Source organism: Novosphingobium sp. Fuku2-ISO-50, assembly GCF_001519055.1.
Lineage (GTDB): Bacteria > Pseudomonadota > Alphaproteobacteria > Sphingomonadales > Sphingomonadaceae > Novosphingobium.
This window is the reverse complement of the sequence record NZ_KQ954285.1, coordinates 109,622-127,297: the sequence shown is the minus strand read 5'-3', so window position 1 is coordinate 127,297 and position 17,676 is coordinate 109,622. Positions and strand designations below refer to the sequence as shown.

The 17,676-nt window shown below is 63.9% G+C and carries 21 protein-coding genes; 15 read left to right on the top strand and 6 right to left on the bottom strand.

From position 1 onward, the window contains the following. Positions 1-49 precede the first annotated feature (49 nt). Positions 50-1,213, bottom strand: a complete 1,164-nt coding sequence (locus tag AQZ50_RS00600) for an LLM class flavin-dependent oxidoreductase (protein WP_067741186.1) — start codon at positions 1,211-1,213, stop codon at positions 50-52. A 219-nt stretch (positions 1,214-1,432) separates the two neighbouring features. On the opposite strand from AQZ50_RS00600, the gene AQZ50_RS00595 reads away from it, so the two are divergent. From AQZ50_RS00595 to AQZ50_RS00585, 3 genes are all read left to right on the top strand, one after another. After that, positions 1,433-2,368, top strand: a complete 936-nt coding sequence (locus tag AQZ50_RS00595; RefSeq protein WP_067741183.1) for an alpha/beta hydrolase — start codon at positions 1,433-1,435, stop codon at positions 2,366-2,368. Between the two features lie 26 nt (positions 2,369-2,394). Then, a complete protein-coding gene (locus AQZ50_RS00590) occupies positions 2,395-3,237 on the top strand; it encodes an SDR family NAD(P)-dependent oxidoreductase (protein WP_231730038.1) in 843 nt (280 codons plus the stop codon). Positions 3,238-3,526: 289 nt separating this feature from the next. Then, on the top strand, positions 3,527-4,408 hold the full coding sequence (locus AQZ50_RS00585; protein WP_067741177.1) for a LysR substrate-binding domain-containing protein: 882 nt from the start codon (positions 3,527-3,529) through the stop codon (positions 4,406-4,408). Between the two features lie 34 nt (positions 4,409-4,442). On the opposite strand, the gene AQZ50_RS00580 is transcribed toward AQZ50_RS00585, so the two are convergent. Next, positions 4,443-5,600, bottom strand: a complete 1,158-nt coding sequence (locus AQZ50_RS00580) for an iron-containing alcohol dehydrogenase (protein ID WP_067741174.1) — start codon at positions 5,598-5,600, stop codon at positions 4,443-4,445. 189 nt (positions 5,601-5,789) lie between these two features. Here AQZ50_RS00580 and AQZ50_RS00575 point away from each other — a divergent pair, with 189 nt between their 5' ends. Genes AQZ50_RS00575 through AQZ50_RS00565 form a run of 3 tightly spaced genes read left to right on the top strand, consistent with a single transcriptional unit; the run spans position 5,790 to position 8,192 of the window. After that, the gene (locus AQZ50_RS00575) at positions 5,790-6,935 is read left to right on the top strand and encodes an acyl-CoA dehydrogenase family protein (RefSeq protein ID WP_067741171.1); all 1,146 of its coding nucleotides are present in this window, start codon (positions 5,790-5,792) and stop codon (positions 6,933-6,935) included. 8 nt (positions 6,936-6,943) lie between these two features. Then, positions 6,944-7,915: an acyl-CoA dehydrogenase family protein gene (locus AQZ50_RS00570; RefSeq protein WP_231730037.1), complete on the top strand. Its 972-nt coding sequence runs from the start codon at positions 6,944-6,946 to the stop codon at positions 7,913-7,915. Between the two features lie 58 nt (positions 7,916-7,973). After that, positions 7,974-8,192: a hypothetical protein gene (locus AQZ50_RS00565; protein WP_156427187.1), complete on the top strand. Its 219-nt coding sequence runs from the start codon at positions 7,974-7,976 to the stop codon at positions 8,190-8,192. 74 nt (positions 8,193-8,266) lie between these two features. On the opposite strand, the gene AQZ50_RS00560 is transcribed toward AQZ50_RS00565, so the two are convergent. Beyond that, complete coding sequence (locus AQZ50_RS00560) at positions 8,267-8,941, bottom strand: TetR/AcrR family transcriptional regulator (RefSeq protein ID WP_067741165.1); 675 nt, start codon at positions 8,939-8,941, stop codon at positions 8,267-8,269. Between the two features lie 124 nt (positions 8,942-9,065). On the opposite strand from AQZ50_RS00560, the gene AQZ50_RS00555 reads away from it, so the two are divergent. The 9 genes from AQZ50_RS00555 (at position 9,066) to AQZ50_RS00520 (ending at position 14,930) form a co-directional block, all read left to right on the top strand. Continuing rightward, a complete protein-coding gene (locus AQZ50_RS00555) occupies positions 9,066-9,494 on the top strand; it encodes a hypothetical protein (protein WP_067741162.1) in 429 nt (142 codons plus the stop codon). Between the two features lie 75 nt (positions 9,495-9,569). Then, on the top strand, positions 9,570-9,989 hold the full coding sequence (locus AQZ50_RS00550) for a VOC family protein (protein ID WP_197412344.1): 420 nt from the start codon (positions 9,570-9,572) through the stop codon (positions 9,987-9,989). 54 nt (positions 9,990-10,043) lie between these two features. Beyond that, positions 10,044-11,609: a hypothetical protein gene (locus AQZ50_RS00545; RefSeq protein ID WP_067741156.1), complete on the top strand. Its 1,566-nt coding sequence runs from the start codon at positions 10,044-10,046 to the stop codon at positions 11,607-11,609. 123 nt (positions 11,610-11,732) lie between these two features. Further along, a complete protein-coding gene (locus AQZ50_RS00540) occupies positions 11,733-12,791 on the top strand; it encodes a hypothetical protein (protein WP_067741154.1) in 1,059 nt (352 codons plus the stop codon). A 28-nt stretch (positions 12,792-12,819) separates the two neighbouring features. Beyond that, the gene (locus AQZ50_RS00535; RefSeq protein WP_067741152.1) at positions 12,820-13,053 is read left to right on the top strand and encodes a hypothetical protein; all 234 of its coding nucleotides are present in this window, start codon (positions 12,820-12,822) and stop codon (positions 13,051-13,053) included. After that, the gene (locus AQZ50_RS21210) at positions 13,050-13,361 is read left to right on the top strand and encodes a hypothetical protein (protein WP_156427186.1); all 312 of its coding nucleotides are present in this window, start codon (positions 13,050-13,052) and stop codon (positions 13,359-13,361) included. Before AQZ50_RS00535 ends, AQZ50_RS21210 begins: the two co-directional genes overlap by 4 nt. Then, positions 13,358-13,612: a hypothetical protein gene (locus AQZ50_RS21205; protein WP_067741149.1), complete on the top strand. Its 255-nt coding sequence runs from the start codon at positions 13,358-13,360 to the stop codon at positions 13,610-13,612. The genes AQZ50_RS21210 and AQZ50_RS21205 overlap by 4 nt, the downstream gene beginning before the upstream one ends. Positions 13,613-13,630: 18 nt before the next feature. After that, positions 13,631-14,401 (top strand): SDR family NAD(P)-dependent oxidoreductase, encoded by a 771-nt coding sequence (locus AQZ50_RS00525; RefSeq protein ID WP_067741147.1) that lies wholly within the window; start codon positions 13,631-13,633, stop codon positions 14,399-14,401. Beyond that, positions 14,394-14,930, top strand: a complete 537-nt coding sequence (locus AQZ50_RS00520; RefSeq protein WP_231730036.1) for a nuclear transport factor 2 family protein — start codon at positions 14,394-14,396, stop codon at positions 14,928-14,930. Before AQZ50_RS00525 ends, AQZ50_RS00520 begins: the two co-directional genes overlap by 8 nt. A gap of 17 nt (positions 14,931-14,947) precedes the next feature. On the opposite strand, the gene AQZ50_RS00515 is transcribed toward AQZ50_RS00520, so the two are convergent. From AQZ50_RS00515 to AQZ50_RS00505, 3 genes are read right to left on the bottom strand one after another with little or no spacing between them, the layout of a single operon-like run. Continuing rightward, positions 14,948-15,697: an SDR family NAD(P)-dependent oxidoreductase gene (locus AQZ50_RS00515; RefSeq protein WP_067741143.1), complete on the bottom strand. Its 750-nt coding sequence runs from the start codon at positions 15,695-15,697 to the stop codon at positions 14,948-14,950. Continuing rightward, positions 15,697-16,827, bottom strand: coding sequence for a Gfo/Idh/MocA family protein (locus AQZ50_RS00510; RefSeq protein ID WP_067741140.1), 1,131 nt, complete (start codon positions 16,825-16,827; stop codon positions 15,697-15,699). The genes AQZ50_RS00515 and AQZ50_RS00510 overlap by 1 nt, the downstream gene beginning before the upstream one ends. Further along, positions 16,824-17,675: a sugar phosphate isomerase/epimerase family protein gene (locus AQZ50_RS00505; RefSeq protein ID WP_231730035.1), complete on the bottom strand. Its 852-nt coding sequence runs from the start codon at positions 17,673-17,675 to the stop codon at positions 16,824-16,826. Before AQZ50_RS00505 ends, AQZ50_RS00510 begins: the two co-directional genes overlap by 4 nt. Between the last annotated feature and the right edge of the window lies 1 nt (position 17,676).

The window sequence follows — 17,676 nt, the reverse complement described above, 5'->3', positions numbered from 1 at the left end:
TGCATAGGCGGCGCCGTGTGATTGGGCCAGAGGACTTGTTGCCCGTGCCTTATTCCGCAGCTTCGCATTCGGCGGAGTCTGCCGCCTCGATCGCGCGGAAATGCGGGATGACCTTTTCGCCGATGTTGCGGATCGTTTCCATGATCACATCGTGCGGAATGCCGCCCATCTGGAACATGAACAGGATTTCGTCGGCGCCCGCGTCCTTCAGCCGCTGGACATAGCGGATGCAGTCGTCGGGCGTGCCGTAGGCATCCTGCGCGATCGTATAGTTCGACAGGTGTTCATCGCCCACCGGGATCGCTTCTTCGGACAAGTAGGCGATGGTTGCCTGTTTGCCGGCTTCGAGCACTTTGGCATGGTCTTCGGCGCTCAGGTTGTCATCGACAGTCGGCCGGGGCCCGCCCTGATACCAATAACCGATCGATTCGGCGAAGAAACGTTGCCCGCGCAGCCCCACCTTGCGCGCCTTTTCGCGATCGTCGAGCACGGTTGCGGCACACAGCGCGGCCAGATGCTCGGTCGGGCGGAAACCGACCTGGTCCTCGGCCTTGCGGTTCGCCCAGGCCTCGCGATAGATCGCATTCTTCCGGGCTATTTCCTCTGGCCCTGAAAACCCCAGAACCAGCGCGCCGATGCCGCGCGAACCGGCCGCAAGCAGCGTGTTTTCGCGCGTGCAGGCCATATACATCGGCGGATGCGGATCCTGATAGGGGCTGGGGTGGATCGGCCGTTTGGGGATCTTGATATAAGTCCCGTCGTGCTCGATTTCGTCCTGCACCATGATCTTGGGGATCAGGTACATCGCTTCATCGATCATCGGCTGCAATTCGCCGAGGTCATAGCCGAATGTGCCTGCCTCCTGCTGCGTGCCGCCCTTTCCGACGCCGAAATGCAACCGGCCCTGCGACAGGATATCGAGCGTGGCGATGCGTTCTGCCACTTTGACCGGGTGATTCATCGCGGGCGGCAGGCAGACCACGCCGTGGCCGACATGGATGCGGCTGGTCGCCCCGGCGATGAACGCCAGCACGGTTTCGGGTGCGGACATATGGGCATATTGGGTCAGCGCGGTGTGTTCGACGCACCAGATGCAGTCGAAACCCATCGTTTCGGCATATTTGGCCTGTTCGACGATCTGCAGGAACACCGCCTGTTCGTTGGCGCGGCTGGTGTCCACCATCTGCGCTTCATAGATGATCGAGAATTTCATGGCTCTCTCCCCTGGCGCCCTGACCGGACGCGCATTCTGTGTGATTGAACCCAGGGTATCGCCTGGCAGGATCCGATGCATAACCCGTTTGGGTTATGAGCTGGATCAGCGTCCGTGCGAAGAGGTCGGCCATGGACGTTTGGGCGATTGACTCCGGCTCGTGCGGCCCGCTAAAGTGAGTAAACACTAATAATAATGGACCGGGAGAGAGACGCAACAATGGCCGTCGATCCGCAAATTGCCGCCATGCTTGCCGCCATGCCCGAATGGCCTGGGGTGCGAAACGTGTCGCTCGACCTGTTGCGTCAGTCGGTGCACGACAGTTCGGTGGCCATTCCGCCCGCCGCCGATGCTGCGGTCGCCCGGGTCGAGGATCGCGCAATCGACGGGCCGTTGGGGCCGATCGGTCTCAGGCTCTATTGGCCCGAAGGCGCAGGGCCGTTCCCGATCACCGTTTACATGCATGGCGGCGGCTATGTCGTCGGTGATCTCGACACGCAGGACATGATCGCCCGTGCGCTGTGCGCCTGGGGGCAGACCATGGTGGTATCGGTCGATTACCGGCTGGCCCCGGAACACCGCTTTCCGGCGGGGCCCGAAGATTCCTATGCCGCGCTTGCGTGGATCGCGGCCAATGGCGCCACGCTGGGCGGTGATCCGGCGCGGATCGCGGTGGCTGGCGACAGCGCCGGCGCCAACCATGCCTGCGCGCTGGCCTTGATGGCGCGCGACCGGGGCGGTCCGCCTTTGCGCGGCGTGGTCAACATCTATGGCTCGTGCACGTACCCTTCGGACGACACGCCTTCGGCCCGTGAATTCGCCGATGGTCCGATCCTGCGCGGCGACGATGTCGCCTGGTTCTGGGAACAGTATCTGGCCGACCCTGCCGATCGTGACGATTATCGCGCCTCGCCCCTTCGTGCCGCCAGCCATGCCGATCTGCCGCCGCATTTCGTCGGTACGGCCGAATGCGATCCGACCCGCGACGATGCCGAAGCCTATGCGGCAAAGCTGGCGGCGGCGGGCGTGGCAGTGACCACGCAACGCTATGCCGGGATGGTCCATGGGTTTGCTTCCTGGGTCGGTTTCCTGCCCGGCGCGCGGGCGGTGCTGGGCGATGCGGGTACCTTTCTCAAGGCAGTGTTTGCCCAGTGACGGAGAACAGTCGAATGGCGCGTGACGTGGACGTTTTCGCAGGCGGCGTGGCGGTGGTGACCGGGGCCGGTTCGGGTATCGGGGCAGGGCTGGCGCAGCGCGCCGGGGCGCTGGGCATGACCGTGGTCGTGGCCGATGTGAACCTGGCCACGGCACAGGCAACGGTCGATGCCATCGTTGCTGCGGGCGGCAAGGCCGAGGCGATCACGGTCGATGTATCGCGCCCCGAAGAGCTCGACCGGTTGGCCGAAACGGTGTTCGAGCGCCATGGCGAAGTGCGCCTGTTGATCAACAACGCCGGGATCGAAACGGTCGGCTATACCTGGGAAGTGCCGACGGCACGCTGGGAAGCGACGCTCGCCATCAACCTTCACGGCGTGATCCACGGCGTGCGTGCGTTCGTGCCGCGTATCATCGCCAGCGGCAAGGAGGCCTGGATCGGCAACCTGTCGTCGGTCGGCGCGTTCGGCCAGATGCCGGGCCAGACCGCCTATACCGTGACCAAGCACGCGGTGCAGGCGTTCAGCGAATGCCTCTATCTGGAAATGGAGCTGAAAAACCTGCCGATCCACGTGTCCTCGATCGTTCCGGGGATGATCCGCACCAACATCTTCAACGCCGAACATGGCGCAGACGAACCCGGCCAGTCGCAGGGCCATCGCCGCGCGATGTTCGAAATGATGCGCGATTATGGCATGGACCTGGATGAAGGGTGCCGCCTGTTCCTCGAACAGATCGCCGAAAATCGCTTCTGGGTGCACAGTCAGCCCGAAATGAGCGCGCAGATCATCGCCGGACGCGTGAAATTCCTGACCGAACAGACTCCGCCGGTCATGCCCGACCTTGCCCGGCAGATCGCGGTCGACTGAGCAGTCCGGTATTTGCGGATGGGGAAACCACAATGGGCAAAATGCGCTTTGACGGCAAAGTTGCCATTGTCACCGGTGCCGGTGGCGGGTTGGGCAAGGAATGGGAATTATATACGAAAATAAGCCGGAATAAAAAGTTGATAGTAGTCCGAAAGGATTCTGATATTTGCGCACCACCTAGCCGAGAGCGGTAGCAAATGTCAGAATCGAATCGCTAGGAAAATCGGACACAATCGGCCAATATTGAATTAACTTCTCTATATATTGATTGACTATCAAAGGGTACGGCATGGACTTGCGCCAGTTGCGCTATTTTTCGGTGCTTGCCGAAACGCTCAATTTCCATCGCGCGGCAGAGCGGCTGCATATTTCGCAACCGCCGCTGACCGTTGCGATCCGCAAGCTGGAAGAGGATCTGGGCACGCCGCTGTTCGTGCGCGAACCGCGTGGTGTGCGCCTGACTGCGGCGGGCGTGGCGGCGCTGCCGTCTGCGCGCGCGGCGCTGGCGGCGGCGGAAGGCTTTCGCGATTCGGTGCGGCAGGGCGCAGCGGGCTTGCGCGGGCGGCTGGGCATCGGCTTCATCGGTTCGGCGATTGGACAATTGCTGCCCCGCATCATCAGCCCCTACCGCGCCGCCTATCCGCTGGTCGAACTGGCGCTGGAGGAAATGAACAGTGTCGAGATCGTTGCCGCGATCGCCGCGCGGCGGCTTGACCTCGGGCTGGTGCGCCTGCCGCTGATGGATGCCTCTGCGGTCGAGATCGCGGTGATCGAACGCGATGAACTGGCCGTGGCATTGCCCACGCACGATCCGCTGTCCGGGCGCACCTCGTTACCGCTGGCCGCGCTGGAACAGCACGGGTTCATTATCTACAGCCCAATCAGCGTGCTCAATGCAACGATCCGCCTGGCGTGCCGGCGTGCCGGGTTTACCCCGCGCGTAGCGCAAGAGGCCGTGCAGGTGCAGACGATCCTCAGCCTTGTCGAGGCGGGGCTGGGCGTCGCGCTGATCCCGTTACGCAGCGCGCGCTTCGCCACGGCCCGGGTGCGGATCGTGCCGCTCGACGATCCGATCCCGATCGAAATGGGGCTTGCCCACGCGCTCGACGCGGGGCCGCTGGTGCGCAATTTCGTGGCGGCGGCGCTGGCGGTCCAGGGCGTAAACTCATAAACCGCACCATCGAGGCGGTTTATGAGTTTACGCCCTAATCCCAGGCTTTGCGGTATAGCGCCTCGATCGTAGCTGCGTCGGGCACGCGGGGGTTGTTCGCGGGCGATCCCGAATCCAGTGCCTGCTGCGCCATTACCGGCAGCAATTCGGTCCAGCGCGCGGGGTCGATGCCATGGCTGCGCGGGCTGGGCACTGCCAGGCTGCGGTTGATGGCATGCAAGGCTTCGATCAGCCGGGCAACGCTCGCCTGATCGCCTTCGCCGGGCTGTGCCAGCCCCATCGCGCGCGCGCAATCGGCATAGCGATCGAGCGCCGCCGGGGCGGACCATCCGGTGACCACCGGCAACAGCATGGCGTTGGACAGGCCATGCGGCACATGAAAATGGGCCCCGATCGGGCGGCTCATGCCGTGCACGAGTGCGACCGAGGCGTTGGAAAAGGCGATGCCCGCCTGCAACGAGCCGAGCATCATGGCTTCGCGCGCGGGGCGGTTGCCGGGATCATCGCACACCACCTGGAGGTTGGCCCAGATCGCCCGCATCGCCGCGATCGCCATCGCATCGGAGAACGGGTTGGCGCGGACCGAAACATAGGCCTCGATCGCGTGGGTCAGCGCATCGATCCCGGTGTCGGCGGTCAGGCGCAGCGGCTTGGTCAAGGTCAATTCATAGTCGACGATCGCCAGAATCGGCACATAGGCAAGGCCCGCGCAAAGCATCTTTTCATCGTTCGCCTCGTCGGTGATGATCGTGAAGCGGGTCGCTTCCGATCCGGTCCCGGCTGTGGTGGGGATGGCAATGATCGGCAGGCCGGGCCGGTTTTCCTGGTGCGGTGCCTTCAACGCACGCAACGACCCGCCTTGTGTGGCGAGCACCGCGACCGCCTTGGCGGTATCGATCGAACTGCCCCCACCCAGCCCGATGACGCAATCGTGCCGGCCTTCGCCGACAAAGGCTGTTGCTGCCGCGACCCCCGCGACGGTAGGGTCGGGGGTCACCGCAGTGTAGGCACGCGCAGTCATCCCGGCGGCGGCAAGGATGGCGATCAAGCGATCGAGCACCCCTGACGCGGCGATCCAGCCATCGGTCAAGATGGCGGGCGCGCCAAGACCCATTTGGGCAAGCGCCTCGGGCACTTCGTTCAGCGTGCCGCCGCCGATCCGCATCGCGCGCGGCAAGACGATTGTGGCCATCCTTCCCCATCCCTGTCATTCTGGTTGTTATCTCGGCAATATCGAACATTGCCGGCCAAAGGCAATCGGCGATCACCGTACATTGCGATATTCAAAACCTATCGCTTGGCGCAAATTAAATATTTGATTACAGCCCGGCGCGCGCCCAACGCCAAACATTGCAATCGGTAAAAAGAGGAGCCGCCGCACGTGTTCGATACACTGACGCTTGCGACATTGCCCGAACAGGACGAAGCCTTGCGCAGCGTGGTGCGCGATCTGGTTGCCCGCCATGTCGCGGGCATTTCCATCGATCGGCGGGCGCGGTCGTGGCAGGGGTTCGATGCGGGGTTCAGCCGCGCACTGGGCGCGGCGGGGCTGCTCGGGCTTACTTTGCCGAAGGCTTATGGCGGGCAGGAACGTGGGCCGTTTGCCCGGTTCGTGGTGGTCGAGGAATTGCTCGGCGCCGGGGCGCCGGTCGCCGCGCACTGGATCGCCGACCGCCAAAGCGCACCGTTGATCCTGCATTTCGGCACCGAGGCGCAGCGGCAATGCTATATTCCGGGCATATGCCGGGGCGAATTGCTGTTCTGCATCGGCATGAGCGAGCCCGGTTCAGGATCTGACCTCGCCAGCGTGCGCACGCGTGCCGAGCGGACGGAAAAGGGCTGGCTGCTCAACGGGCAGAAGATCTGGACCAGCAACGCGATGCATTCCGATTACATGATCGCGCTGGTGCGCACCTCGGGCACGTCGGACGACCGCCACGCCGGGCTCTCGCAAGTGATCGTCGATCTGAAAGCGCCGGGCGTGACCGTGCGCCCGATCGTCGACCTGACCGGGGATGCGCATTTTGCCGAAGTGTTCTTCGACAATGTCGCGCTGGGCGAAGACGCGCTGATCGGGCGCGAGGGCGAGGGGTGGAAACAGGTCGGCGCGGAACTCGCGTTCGAACGCTCGGGGCCCGAACGGATCTATTCGAGCGTCGTGCTGCTCGACGCCTGGGTGCGCCATCTTCAGGCAATAGGGCGCAATGACTGCGCGCCGTTGGTCGGACGCCTCACGGCAGAACTGGCGACGCTGCGTGCCATGTCGATTGCCTGCACCGCGCGGCTCGCTGCCGGGGAAAGCCCGGTGGTCGAGGCGAGCATCGTCAAGGATCGCGGCACCGGTTTCGAACAGGAATTGCCGCTGGTGATCGGCGACGATCTGGCTGCCCATCCCGATGAACCGGTGAGCGAAGAGCTTTATCGAACGCTGCTTTATGTCACGCATGTCGCGCCGAGTTTTTCTCTGCGCGGGGGCACACGCGAAATCCTGCGCGGGATCATTGCGCGCGGGATGGGGCTGCGGTGAGTGGGGGAATGACGATGCAGGACATGGATCTTCTGGGCCCGTTCGTGCGGCTGCTCGATGATGTTGCCGTCCCCGCTGCGGTTCGCGCGCTCGAAGCCGGTGGATCGATCCGTCCGATTTGGCAGGTCATCGTGGATTCGGGCTATCTCGACGCGCTTGTGGGCGAGGATCGGGGCGGGGCAGGGCTTGCGCTGGGCGAGATCGCGCCGTTGGTCGAAGCCTTGGGCGCCCATGCCTTGCCGCTGCCGGTGGCTGATACCATGGTGGCGCGCGCGCTTCTGGCGGAGGCCGGGATCGCGGCGCCTGCGGGGCCGATCGTGCTGGTTTCATCGCTGGCGCAGCCGGTGCCGGGCGCATTGCTTGCCGACCATGCGCTGGTCGATACTGGCATGGTGGTGGTGCTGTCGCCGATCGCCGCGCTCGATCCGCAGCCGACTGGGGTGCATGGCTCGGTCTCGGCAAAGCTGTCGGGCGTGCCGCAAGGTCCGTCGCTTGCGCGCCCCGCAGGCGGGCTCCGCGCTGTCGCGGCGGTGCTGCGGGCTGCGCTGATCGCGGGCGCGACAGCGCGGTTGACCGAAATGAGCGCGGCCTATGCCAATGAGCGCGTGCAGTTCGGCAAGCCGATCGGACGTCAGCAGGCGCTGCAACAGATGCTGGCCGTCATGGCCGAGGACATGATCGCCTGCCGCATTGCCGCGCGCATGGGGGCTTCACACGGGATCGCGGTGCCGGTCCACCTTGCGGCCAGTGCCAAAATCACCACGTCCATTGCCGCGTCGCGTGTCGCCGGCAGCGCCCATGCCGTGCATGGCGCCATCGGCATCAGCGAGGAATACGATCTGCAACTCCTGACCCGCCGGCTGCACGAATGGCGCCTCGCCGAAGGGTCCGAAGGCTATTGGTCGGGCCTGCTCGGCAAGGCGCGGCTTGATTCTGCCGCGCCGACAGTCGACTGGGTCCGCGCCGAAGTGTTCGGCTGACCAGGTTTCGCGCCAGTTGCGCCGATCAGTATATCCGCGCGTAGCAAGGCGTCGACAAGTGTTGATGCATGGCGGCCTTTTTCTGAGTTGGTATTACATGCCACCTTTCCCGGCGAGTTCGGAATTTTCGGCGACGAGTATCTGGCCGGGCTTGCCGGGCAGCGGCGCGTCGACTTGGCCGCTGATCGCGACGCTGACCGGCAAGCCGGCGGACGCGCCGTCGCTGCTTGCCACGCAGAAACGGCTGCTCAGCGGTTTTGTCGAATCATTGCGATGACCTGTCCGATCCGTGTCGTGAAACCACGCACGAGACCGATCACATCATGACTGCCCATGGCCCTTGTCCGGCGATCAGGACGCCTGCTCTGTTCCGCGACCTGCGCCATGGAGAAAAATGCGGACCACCACCCTGGCCTGTCGTTCCATGTCGGCCCGCGTCATTGGCGGGCCGCCGAACAGGAGACGACGCTGCCATTCACCAAGGGCCATGGCGACGAACTGCGTGGCCTCGTCGCGCAGGGAAGGGCCGGTCATGCCGTGGCGGCTCAGGATATCGACCACCGGATCGACCTGGTAGCGTTCGAATTGCAGACGCGCGATTTCGCGCACGGCGGCGAATTCGGCGCCTTCGCGATAGAGCAGCGCGGCAATCTGGCGGCTGCGTTCCTGTGAAAGCTGTTCCTGCACCGCGACGACATGCGAGACAAGGTTGCCGGCCAGATCTGCGCCGGCCGCAGGCACGTTTGACGGTGCCGTCTGCAAGGTAAAGCGGCGCAACTGCGCGCTTGATGCTTCAAGACAGGCCGCAAACAGCGCGAACTTGTCGGGATAGCGATTGTACAGCGTGCGGGTTGATATGTCCGCCTTGCCTGCGATGGTGCGCAAGGACGCGCCGCGAAAACCCCGGCTGGCGAATTCCTCCAGCGCCGCCTCGATCAACGCGGCGTGCTTGCGCTCCGCCTCTTCGGCGCTGGGCCGGCCCGCGCCTTTCCTGGCCGGTTCGCTGGTCGTCGTCGCCCCTGTCATTCCTGTCCTTTTGCCGACCGCCGCTTTTTTCGCAAGCCACCAAAGCTGCGTTGACTAAATGCACACATCGTTGTAATTAAAAATCCAACGGCGCCAAAGAGCGCGATTTTCCAAGGAGCCGAGGATGCAGGCCCAGTTCAAAGGCGATGTTGCAAAGCTTGATGAGGCGATTGCCGCGCTCGATCCGGTGGTCGCGCTGCTGTCCCTGATCCAGATCACCGGTGATCGCACGCTGCTGCACACGCTGAAGGACGAATTCGATCCTTATCCCTATTCCTATGAAGGCCTGTCGTCGGTCGGTGTGACCGAAGCCGCGACGCGCGCCTTTGTCGACGAGATGGATACCAATCTGGCCCATACCGCGTGGGTCCAGTGCGGCGAAGCCCACGGCTATTACCGTGACAAGGGCAAGAAGGTGGTCCTGGCCGTGCCGCGCCACAATTCGCACATATGGCACGTGACCCGCTCGCCGCGCACCGAGGATTTTGTGATCACCCGCGCGCCAGGTGCAGAGCCGGTCCAGGTTCGCGAAATGGACCTTCTGACGATCTGACCCGGTCCCCGGGCCGGCATCTGGTCGGCCCGGGGATTGAATGATCACAAAAACGACAATCCGGGAGAAATGACCATGGCCCAGCAGATTCCCAGCGCCAGGGCGCTCGATACCGATTTCATGTTCACCAAGCTGAACGTGCATGATCTTGAAGCCGCGACCGCGTTTTATTCGTCGGTCACAGGGTTGGTCGAAATGACGCGCGTCGAAGCGGTCATCGCCGGTCGGCCGGTTACCGAAGTGGTCTATATGCCCACATATCCCGGCGGCCCGATGTTCATCCTCGCCCATTTTCACGATGTGACAACGCCAGCCACGGGCGAACTGATCATGGGCTTTGCCTCGCAAGACCTCGATGCATTTGTTGCCCGCGCGGAACAGGCCGGTGGCAAGGTGATCGAGGCCGCTCGCGAGATCCCGGGTGCCGGCATGCGCGTCGCATTCGTCGCCGATACCGAAGGTCATGTCCTGCAAGTTACGCAAATAATTGGGTAACTAATTTTCAAAGCAAGACGGAACTGACGGATTTTGCAGTAAGGATGCGCGGTCATGGCTGAAGGATTGATCCTGGCGGCGGGGAAAAGATACCAGACAAAGGCGGGCGCGACCGCAACGGTCACTGTCGGGTGTGACCCGTCCGGGCCGGTCACGCATGACCTGCCGGCCGGAACCGTGGTCGTTTGCGCCGAAGTTTCAGTCGATGCGCAGCGTGTGCGGATCAGCAGTCCGGCGGGCTGGCTGGATGCCGCCGTGCTGGAAACAGCCGGGCCCGCGCCTGTGCTGAAACTTGACTTCGAAACGTTTCAGCAACGCCACGGGCAAGTTCAACCCGGCGATACGTACGGCATCGAATTTCCCTTTTCGCTTGCCATGCTGGAACAATTCGGTCCGGAATTCCTGACCCGCGCCTTTCATGCGTCGGGCGTGATGGGTGCCGACAACCGGGTGACAGCGATCCTTTCGGTAAAGCCGATCGAGGTCATGGGGGCATCGGAAAACGCGCTGGTGACGATTGCCTATGCCAAGGACGATCCCGCGATTGCCGCTGAACTGTTCGTGAAGATGCCGCCTGCCGATACGGTGCGCAAGTTTGGGCTTGCCGGGATGTCGCATGGCGAGGTGCAGATGGCGCAGCTTTCGCAAAAGGGCATCGTGCCGGTCGAGACGGCAAAATATTATTTCGCCGATTATTGCACGCACACCGCCAACTATATCCTGATCACCGGCAAGATCGCGTTCGGGGTCGATCCGATCGAACCCGCGCACCACAAGGGCCGGGACTTCATGGTGCCCGATGCGGACGACCATTATCGGGTCTTGACGCATTCGCTGGCCCGTCTTGTCGCCGCGCACAAGGTTGGCGCGATGGGCCATGATATCGAGGCGCACTTTCCTTATGCCCGCGCGGCGCGCGACTTCTGGCCATCAGCCGAATCTGCCGGCCGGCTCGACCGGCTGGTCGATTTCATCGGGCGGATCGCACCGCAGTTGTTCATTGCCGAGGGGACCGATCCCGCCTTTCTGCAGCAATGGCGCGAAGATGTGCTGTTTGGCCTTGCCAACAAGGATACGGTGATCGCCTGGCTCCACGCCGATCCCGACTATACCGGGTTGTGCCATTCCAACCTCAACATCGACAACGCCTGGTACTGGCGCGACGAGGCGGGCAAGCTGCATGTCGGCCTGCTCGACTGGGGCGGGACCGGGCAGATGAGCATCGGTCAGTCGCTCAGCAGCATGCTGATGATGCCCGAACCGGAAGGCTACATCGCGCTGCAACGCGAAACGATCGCCACGTTCATCGCCGAATACCGCGCAGCAGGCGGCATTGCGCTCGATGCCGAAACGCTGCGTTTCCATTACAAGGCCTCGGTCTATTCGACGGCGATCTGGATCATCGTCGATTACATCACCGACATGCTCTTCCAGTTTTCCGAGGAAGACTATGCCGGGATGAAGAACCGGCATGACGAGCGCTTGACCGGGACCGGGCTCTACAGCGCGATCATCTGGATCGACAACATGCTGCGCGACTGGCTGGACGATCTGACCCCGGGCGACGCCTGCCGCCGGATCATGGCAGGAAACACGTCATCGCGCTGGCTCGGACTCTGACACAACTCACCAAACAAGCCTGAGGTGGGTGCGAGCCAGACGCTGCGAAATTTCTGCGTGCCTGTGGCCATTGAATACTGACGAACCTCGTTCCTTGCACTTGTAGCTTCGGAGAAACCTGCCATGATTCACCAACTTGCTGAAAACTTTCGCCCGGTTGCCCCACCGCAACTGATCGACGATGCCTATAGCGCGGACCAGCACGCCCGCTTGCTCAAGGTCGTCCGCGACAACGGCCCCTGGCCGCTGATCATGGCGGAAAACTTCAAGACCCCCGAAGAAGTCGTTGCGACGATTTCGGGTTCGATTCCTGCCGGCGTAAAACTGACCTGGGACATGATCGGGCTGAATCCGGTGTTTCGCGGCTATCTGGGGCGGGGCGGAGTGTGCCTCTACCCCGAACTGGAAGATTGCTATTACAATTCGCGCTTCCTCGACCTTGTACGCAAGTACTGGGATTGCCAGTATGCGGAGCCAGAGACGTTCCTGTTCAACATCCAGGGTCCGACTCCGATCGGCGGGCCGCCGCATCTCGATGGCACGGTGTTCCGCGGCATGACTATGGAAAACACCCCGCTGTGGCTTCTGTTGACAATGGCCAAGTCGTGCCTGTTCGATCGCTGGCGCTCGAAAAAGGGGCAGGTCATTGCCTGGTACTACAATGGCAAAGTCGGTGGCGGTTTCAATTGCTGGCCCAATGGTCCCAGCGCAGAGCCGTTGCAGATCAACGCGCCGATGTGGGGCAAGGCCGTGGTCGTGGAAAACGAGATGATGTTCCACCATGGTCAGGCCACCGGCCCTGTCGCGCAGCGCAAGCCGCAGGGGCTGGACATCACATCCACCTTTGGCGCCGATCCCGAAGATCCCACTGGTTGGCAGGTGGAAACCTTTGGCAAGGTCAATCAGAAGGTTCCCGGGCAGGAAATGCGCTTTCTCGTTCACTGGGGTGCGCGCCTGTTCAAGGACATGGCCGACCTGAAGCGAACCTATGAGCACACCGACGACATCAGCGCCGAAACGGCGATCACCATGCTGATCGATGACATGAAAAAGCGCGGGGTCGCCTTCGAAGTGCCGACTGACCCGCTGCACGACAACGTTTTTGTCGGCGTGCTGGCGCAGGCCTACAATATCGGCGGGCCGACCAACATTCCGCCCGACGCAATCGACGAAGCCGCCTGACGCCTGGACCCTGTGGGGAGATAACGCCATGGCAGTCTTGGCCTTTGCCCGCGCCAAGCTCAAAGTCGGCGATATCTCTTCGCTGGAGGCGTTCTATACCGGGGCCTTTGGCTTCGTGGTGACCACCCGCATCGCGGTGGACGTGGCACATGGCGGCCGTGATCTGACAGGGGCGATCGAGATACCCGAATGGGCGATGCGGCCGGCATTTGTCTGCGATCCCGGTGGCCACCAGATCGAACTGATACAGGCGACCGCATGACCCAGCCCCCCCGTCAACCGGGTATGGCGCATCGCGCGGCCGATGGGTCCGGTTCCGGGTCCGGAGGACTTTGCCCTGTCGCGAGAACCTTTGCCAGAGCCCGGGCCGGGGCAGATCTTGCCGCAGTCGGACGGTCAGCCTTTACCGGGTGGGTCGGCTATCGCCGGTTCTGCGGCGCGAAGGCCGGCGAAACCATGGTGGTATCGGCAGCCGCCGAGGCGGTCGGAATGACCGTGGTGCAGATAGCAAAGGCCGATGGACTGCGCGTGATCGGGATCGCCCGCGGGCCGCAAAATGCGCGTTCGTGACCGGTCAACTGGGCGTGGACGCCTGTATCGACCGGCTGGATGGCGGGCTGGAATCGAGCACTCTGCCCACAGGGCTGATCCTGGCCGAGCGCCTGCGCATCAGGGGGTTTGTCGTGCTCGATCACGAAGGCGACTACCCTGCGTTCCGCGCCGCATGCGCCGAAAGGAACAGATTGCGACGCCAAATGCACGGGGTGCGCGTGGCGGCCGTTGCGCGCGCGGACAGACCGGGCCAATCTCCAATAAAATGATAATGAAAGGTATTTGGGGTGAGTGGTGAATTTCCGAGCGGGGCGGCCATCGTGTTCGGGGGCAGCGGCGGGATTGGCCGGGGCGTCGCGCTGGAATTGGCCAGGGCCGGCAGCGATCTGGCCGTCGTCTACCGTTCCAAGGCGGATGTGGCCGAAGCGGTTGCCGATTCGATCCGCGCGCTGGGGGCAAAGGCCAGTGTCCACCGCGTGGACGTGCGCAACCGTGCCGAAGTCGAGGCAGGCTTTGCCGAAGCGGTGGCGGTGCATGGCCGCATTCACACCGTGGTCTGGGGGGCAGGGCCGGTCGTGCCGCAAGTGCGCATTGCCGATTGGGGCGAAGACATGTTCCGCCAGTCGATGGAAATCGAGGCCTTCGGCTTCAACAACGCGGTACACACCGCCTTGCCGCACTTGCGCGCCCATGGCGGCGGAAGTTTCGTGCATCTGGGCAGCGCGGGGCATGACTGGTGGCCGCAACTCGATGGGCTGTCGGTCGCGCCAAAGGCCTGCAACGAAGCGCTCGTCAAGGGGATCGCGAAGGAAGAGGGGGTCCACGAGATCCGCGCCAATTCGATCCTCGTCGGCGTGATCGACGCCGGGCAGTTCAGGGTCGGGCAGGAGGCGGGCACGTTTACCCCCGAATGGGAGGCTGCCGTCAAGGCGATGCTGCCGCTCAAGCGATGGGGCACGCCAGAGGATATCGGTCAGGCGACCGTGTTCCTTGCCGGTCGGCGTGGCAACTACGTCACCGGGCAGACCATCTCGGTCGCAGGGGGCTTTGGTGTCTGACCATCCGCTGGCCCCGCGCGCTATAAGCGCGCAAGAGGCCGCGAACCGCGAGGCGTTGCGCCATCTGGTGGCGGCCTACGGTCATGGCATCGACCGGCGCGACTATGATCTCGTGCTCAGCTTGTATCATGATGACGGCACCGACGATCACACGCCCTATTACTCCGGATCGGCCAAAGGCTACGTCGATTGGCTGCCCGGCATGATGGCCCATTGGCGCGCCACCAGCCATGTCATGCTGAGCGCGCTTTACGCATTTGATGGTGATCGGGCCGAGGGTGAGGTGGTGGCGCGGGCCTGGCACCTGACGCTCGATGGCACGCGGCAATTCGTGGCCTGGGGCCGCTATGCCGACCGCTATGAGCGCCGCGACGGCATCTGGCGCTTTGCCCACCGTTCGTTCATCCTCGACCATGCCGAGGATCTGCCGGCGAATGCGGGCGACGATTTCGGCAGCGATGGCGTGGGCAGGGGCAGGGCAGGGCGCGACGATCCGGTCTATGCCCGGCTGCCCCTGTTCAACCGCTGATGTTCAATCGCTGATGTTCAACCGCTGACGGTATAGCCGCCGTCCACGGCCAAAGTCTGACCGGTGATCCAGCTTGCCGCAGGGCTGGCGAGAAACAGCACTGCACCGGCAATATCCTCGGCCTCGCCAAGGCGGCCCAGCGGCGTGCGGGCAAGGGTGGGCGCGGTCCATGCGTCTTGCGCAAAAGTGTCGGCGGTCATGCGGCTGCGCGTCAGGCCCGCCGCAACCGCATTGGCGCGCACGCGCCGTGGACCCCAATGCACCGCCATCGTGCGCGTCAACCCGACCAATCCGGTCTTGGCCGCACCATAGCCGGGCACTATCGGAATCCCGAAATAGCTGCTCATCGAGGCAATGCCGATCACCGAGCCGCCGCCCGGAATCACGCTTTGGGCGAGCAGGTCGACCGAGCGTCGCGCCATTCGGAATGCGGCGTTGAGCAGCATGGCCACGGCACGATCGAACACATCGGGCTCCCATTCGTCGAGCCCGATCGAGGGCAGGGCAAACCCGGCGTTGTTGACCAGTACGTCGAGCCGGGGGAGCGATGCGGCCAGCGCATCGATCTGGTCGGGCTGTTCGATGTCGAGCCGGTGATAGCCAAAGCCCGACAAGTCATGGTCATAGTCGGCAGGCGAAGCGCGCGTGCCGGTGATCGTCACCCATGCGCCCGCGTCACGAAACGACGCCGCACAGGCCGCGCCAATCCCGCTGGTGCCGCCGGTGACGAGCACATGCGCTCCGGAAAAATCGTGGCCCGTTTTCATCATGGCGCCTCCACTGCGATCCATTGCCCCGCTTCGGCCGAGGCGCGCGCAGCGTCGAGCACGGCTTGTCCGGCGGCAGCATCGTGGAAATCGGCCGCCGGATCGGGCAGCGGTGTCGGCTGACCCAGGATCAGCGCGCGCGCCTGCCCGAACAGTTTGGCATAAGGCGCCACATCGAACCCTTGCGTGTGCCAGCGATCCATCTCGGTCTGGATCAGCTCGGTCACGGGAAAGGGTTCGGGCGCGGAATTGGTCAATTCAGGCGGCATCGGCAGCGCGCGCGCGCCTTGTGCATCCTGCAACCAGACCTGTTCGGGTTCGCCGAAGGCCGCGCCCGACTGGATCCACGCCGCGCCCGTAGTGCCGGCCACACGCGTGCCCATCGTGAACGGCCCGGGCAGGCACATCGCCGCCTCGATCACCGCCATGCAACCGTTGGCGCAATGCAATTGCACATTGTAGTAATCGTCCGAAGTCATCGAGGGGCGTCCGGTCGAGAGCTTGCGCAGGATCGCGCTGACCGCCGTGATGTCGCCCACCGTGGCGCGCACCTGATCGATCATGTGCGTGCCGAATGCGCCGAGAAAACCGCCACCTTGTGCGGCATCGATCCACCAGTCGGCCAGCGGTTCGTCCTGTTCGCCGGCCTGATTGCCGGGTTGCTGATAGATGCGGTGGAACAGCAGCGGATCGCCGATCATGCCCGCATGCACCACCCTTGCCAGCAACGCCTGCGCGCTGTCATAGCGGAATTCGGCCCCCAGGAGAGCGACCACACCCGCCTCGCGCGCGGCCTTCACCATCAGGCGCGCTTCGGCCAGATCGCGGGCAAAGGGCTTTTCGCACACGACGTGGCGCCCTGCGGCCAGCGCCTGAAACACGGGCCCGGCATGAGCATGCGGCGGGGTCGCCACGGTAACCAGCCGGATCTGCGGATCATCGTTCAACAGCGCGGGCAAGTCATTGGCGGCGCGCGCAATCCCGAGTGGTGCGGCGCGCGCCTTCGTTTTGGCCAGATCGCGGCCGATGATCGCGCGGACTTCGAAGCCGGCCATGCGTAGGGCGCGCACGTGGGTAAACAGGCCAAAGCCGGTGCCGACGACAGCGGCGCCGATGGGGTTTTCGCTCATGGGCGGGTCCTTGCCTTGGCCTGTACCGCGCGCGTGCTGGTGACCCAGTCTCGCGCAGTATTGGCCAGTGATTGATCATTCTGGCGTAAATTGAACACTTCGACGCCGGTCGGCGCTGTGCAACCGATCGCATCGAGCGTGCGGATAAGGCCGACGAGATCGATCGCCCCTTCGCCCGGCAGCAGCCTTTGCGTCATCAGTTCGGCCCATGCGTCGGGCAGGGGGCTTGGCAGGGCATCGCACAGTTGCACCGCGTGGATGCGCTGCCCCGGGATGGTCGCCAGCAGGTCCAGCGTCGAACCGCTGCGGTGGAAATGCCAGGCGTCAAGCGTGATCCCGCCATTGGCGCGGCCCGCTGCCGCAGCGATAGCCCAGGCATCGGCCAGCGAGCGGATGCCGCCCACCGGCAGGAATTCGATATGCGCTTTCAGGCCATGCTCCGCGGCCATGTCGCACACCCGCGCAAAGGCTTGCGCGGCGACATCGACCGGGGTGGGTTTCGGCGACATGTCGATCAGCGCGACCGACAGCGCACCCAGCCGCGCGGCGGTTTCGATCACGCGTTCCGGGGTCAGCATGCGCAACAGGCGCGACAGGTCATCGTCGGCACCTTGCTGCTGGTGGTCCATCCAGCAGGCGATGCAATCGAGCTCGGCAATGGCAAGGCCGGCATCGCCGATCCGCGCGGCAATGTCGCGCACCGCCATTCCTTGCGCCTCCAGCGCCCAGACATCGCCGGGGCTGATCGACAGGGCGGCAAATCCCGCCGCGCGAAGGGGGGCCAGCCGATCGAGCAGCGGCACGTGCAGGAACGGTGCGCTGCAGAAACAAAGGTCGTTTGGTCCCATT

Coding starts and splice junctions, on each gene's coding strand:
- AQZ50_RS00600 (WP_067741186.1), bottom strand. CDS start 1,213: ATGAAATTCTCGATCATCTATGAAGCGCAGATGGTGGACACCAGCCGC.
- AQZ50_RS00545 (WP_067741156.1), top strand. CDS start 10,044: ATGGCTGAAGGATTGATCCTGGCGGCGGGGAAAAGATACCAGACAAAG.
- AQZ50_RS00580 (WP_067741174.1), bottom strand. CDS start 5,600: ATGGCCACAATCGTCTTGCCGCGCGCGATGCGGATCGGCGGCGGCACG.
- AQZ50_RS00535 (WP_067741152.1), top strand. CDS start 12,820: ATGGCAGTCTTGGCCTTTGCCCGCGCCAAGCTCAAAGTCGGCGATATC.
- AQZ50_RS00540 (WP_067741154.1), top strand. CDS start 11,733: ATGATTCACCAACTTGCTGAAAACTTTCGCCCGGTTGCCCCACCGCAA.
- AQZ50_RS00560 (WP_067741165.1), bottom strand. CDS start 8,941: ATGACAGGGGCGACGACGACCAGCGAACCGGCCAGGAAAGGCGCGGGC.
- AQZ50_RS00585 (WP_067741177.1), top strand. CDS start 3,527: ATGGACTTGCGCCAGTTGCGCTATTTTTCGGTGCTTGCCGAAACGCTC.
- AQZ50_RS00515 (WP_067741143.1), bottom strand. CDS start 15,697: ATGAAAACGGGCCACGATTTTTCCGGAGCGCATGTGCTCGTCACCGGC.
- AQZ50_RS00505 (WP_231730035.1), bottom strand. CDS start 17,675: ATGGGACCAAACGACCTTTGTTTCTGCAGCGCACCGTTCCTGCACGTG.
- AQZ50_RS00595 (WP_067741183.1), top strand. CDS start 1,433: ATGGCCGTCGATCCGCAAATTGCCGCCATGCTTGCCGCCATGCCCGAA.
- AQZ50_RS00550 (WP_197412344.1), top strand. CDS start 9,570: ATGGCCCAGCAGATTCCCAGCGCCAGGGCGCTCGATACCGATTTCATG.
- AQZ50_RS21210 (WP_156427186.1), top strand. CDS start 13,050: ATGACCCAGCCCCCCCGTCAACCGGGTATGGCGCATCGCGCGGCCGAT.
- AQZ50_RS00510 (WP_067741140.1), bottom strand. CDS start 16,827: ATGAGCGAAAACCCCATCGGCGCCGCTGTCGTCGGCACCGGCTTTGGC.
- AQZ50_RS00570 (WP_231730037.1), top strand. CDS start 6,944: ATGACGATGCAGGACATGGATCTTCTGGGCCCGTTCGTGCGGCTGCTC.
- AQZ50_RS00555 (WP_067741162.1), top strand. CDS start 9,066: ATGCAGGCCCAGTTCAAAGGCGATGTTGCAAAGCTTGATGAGGCGATT.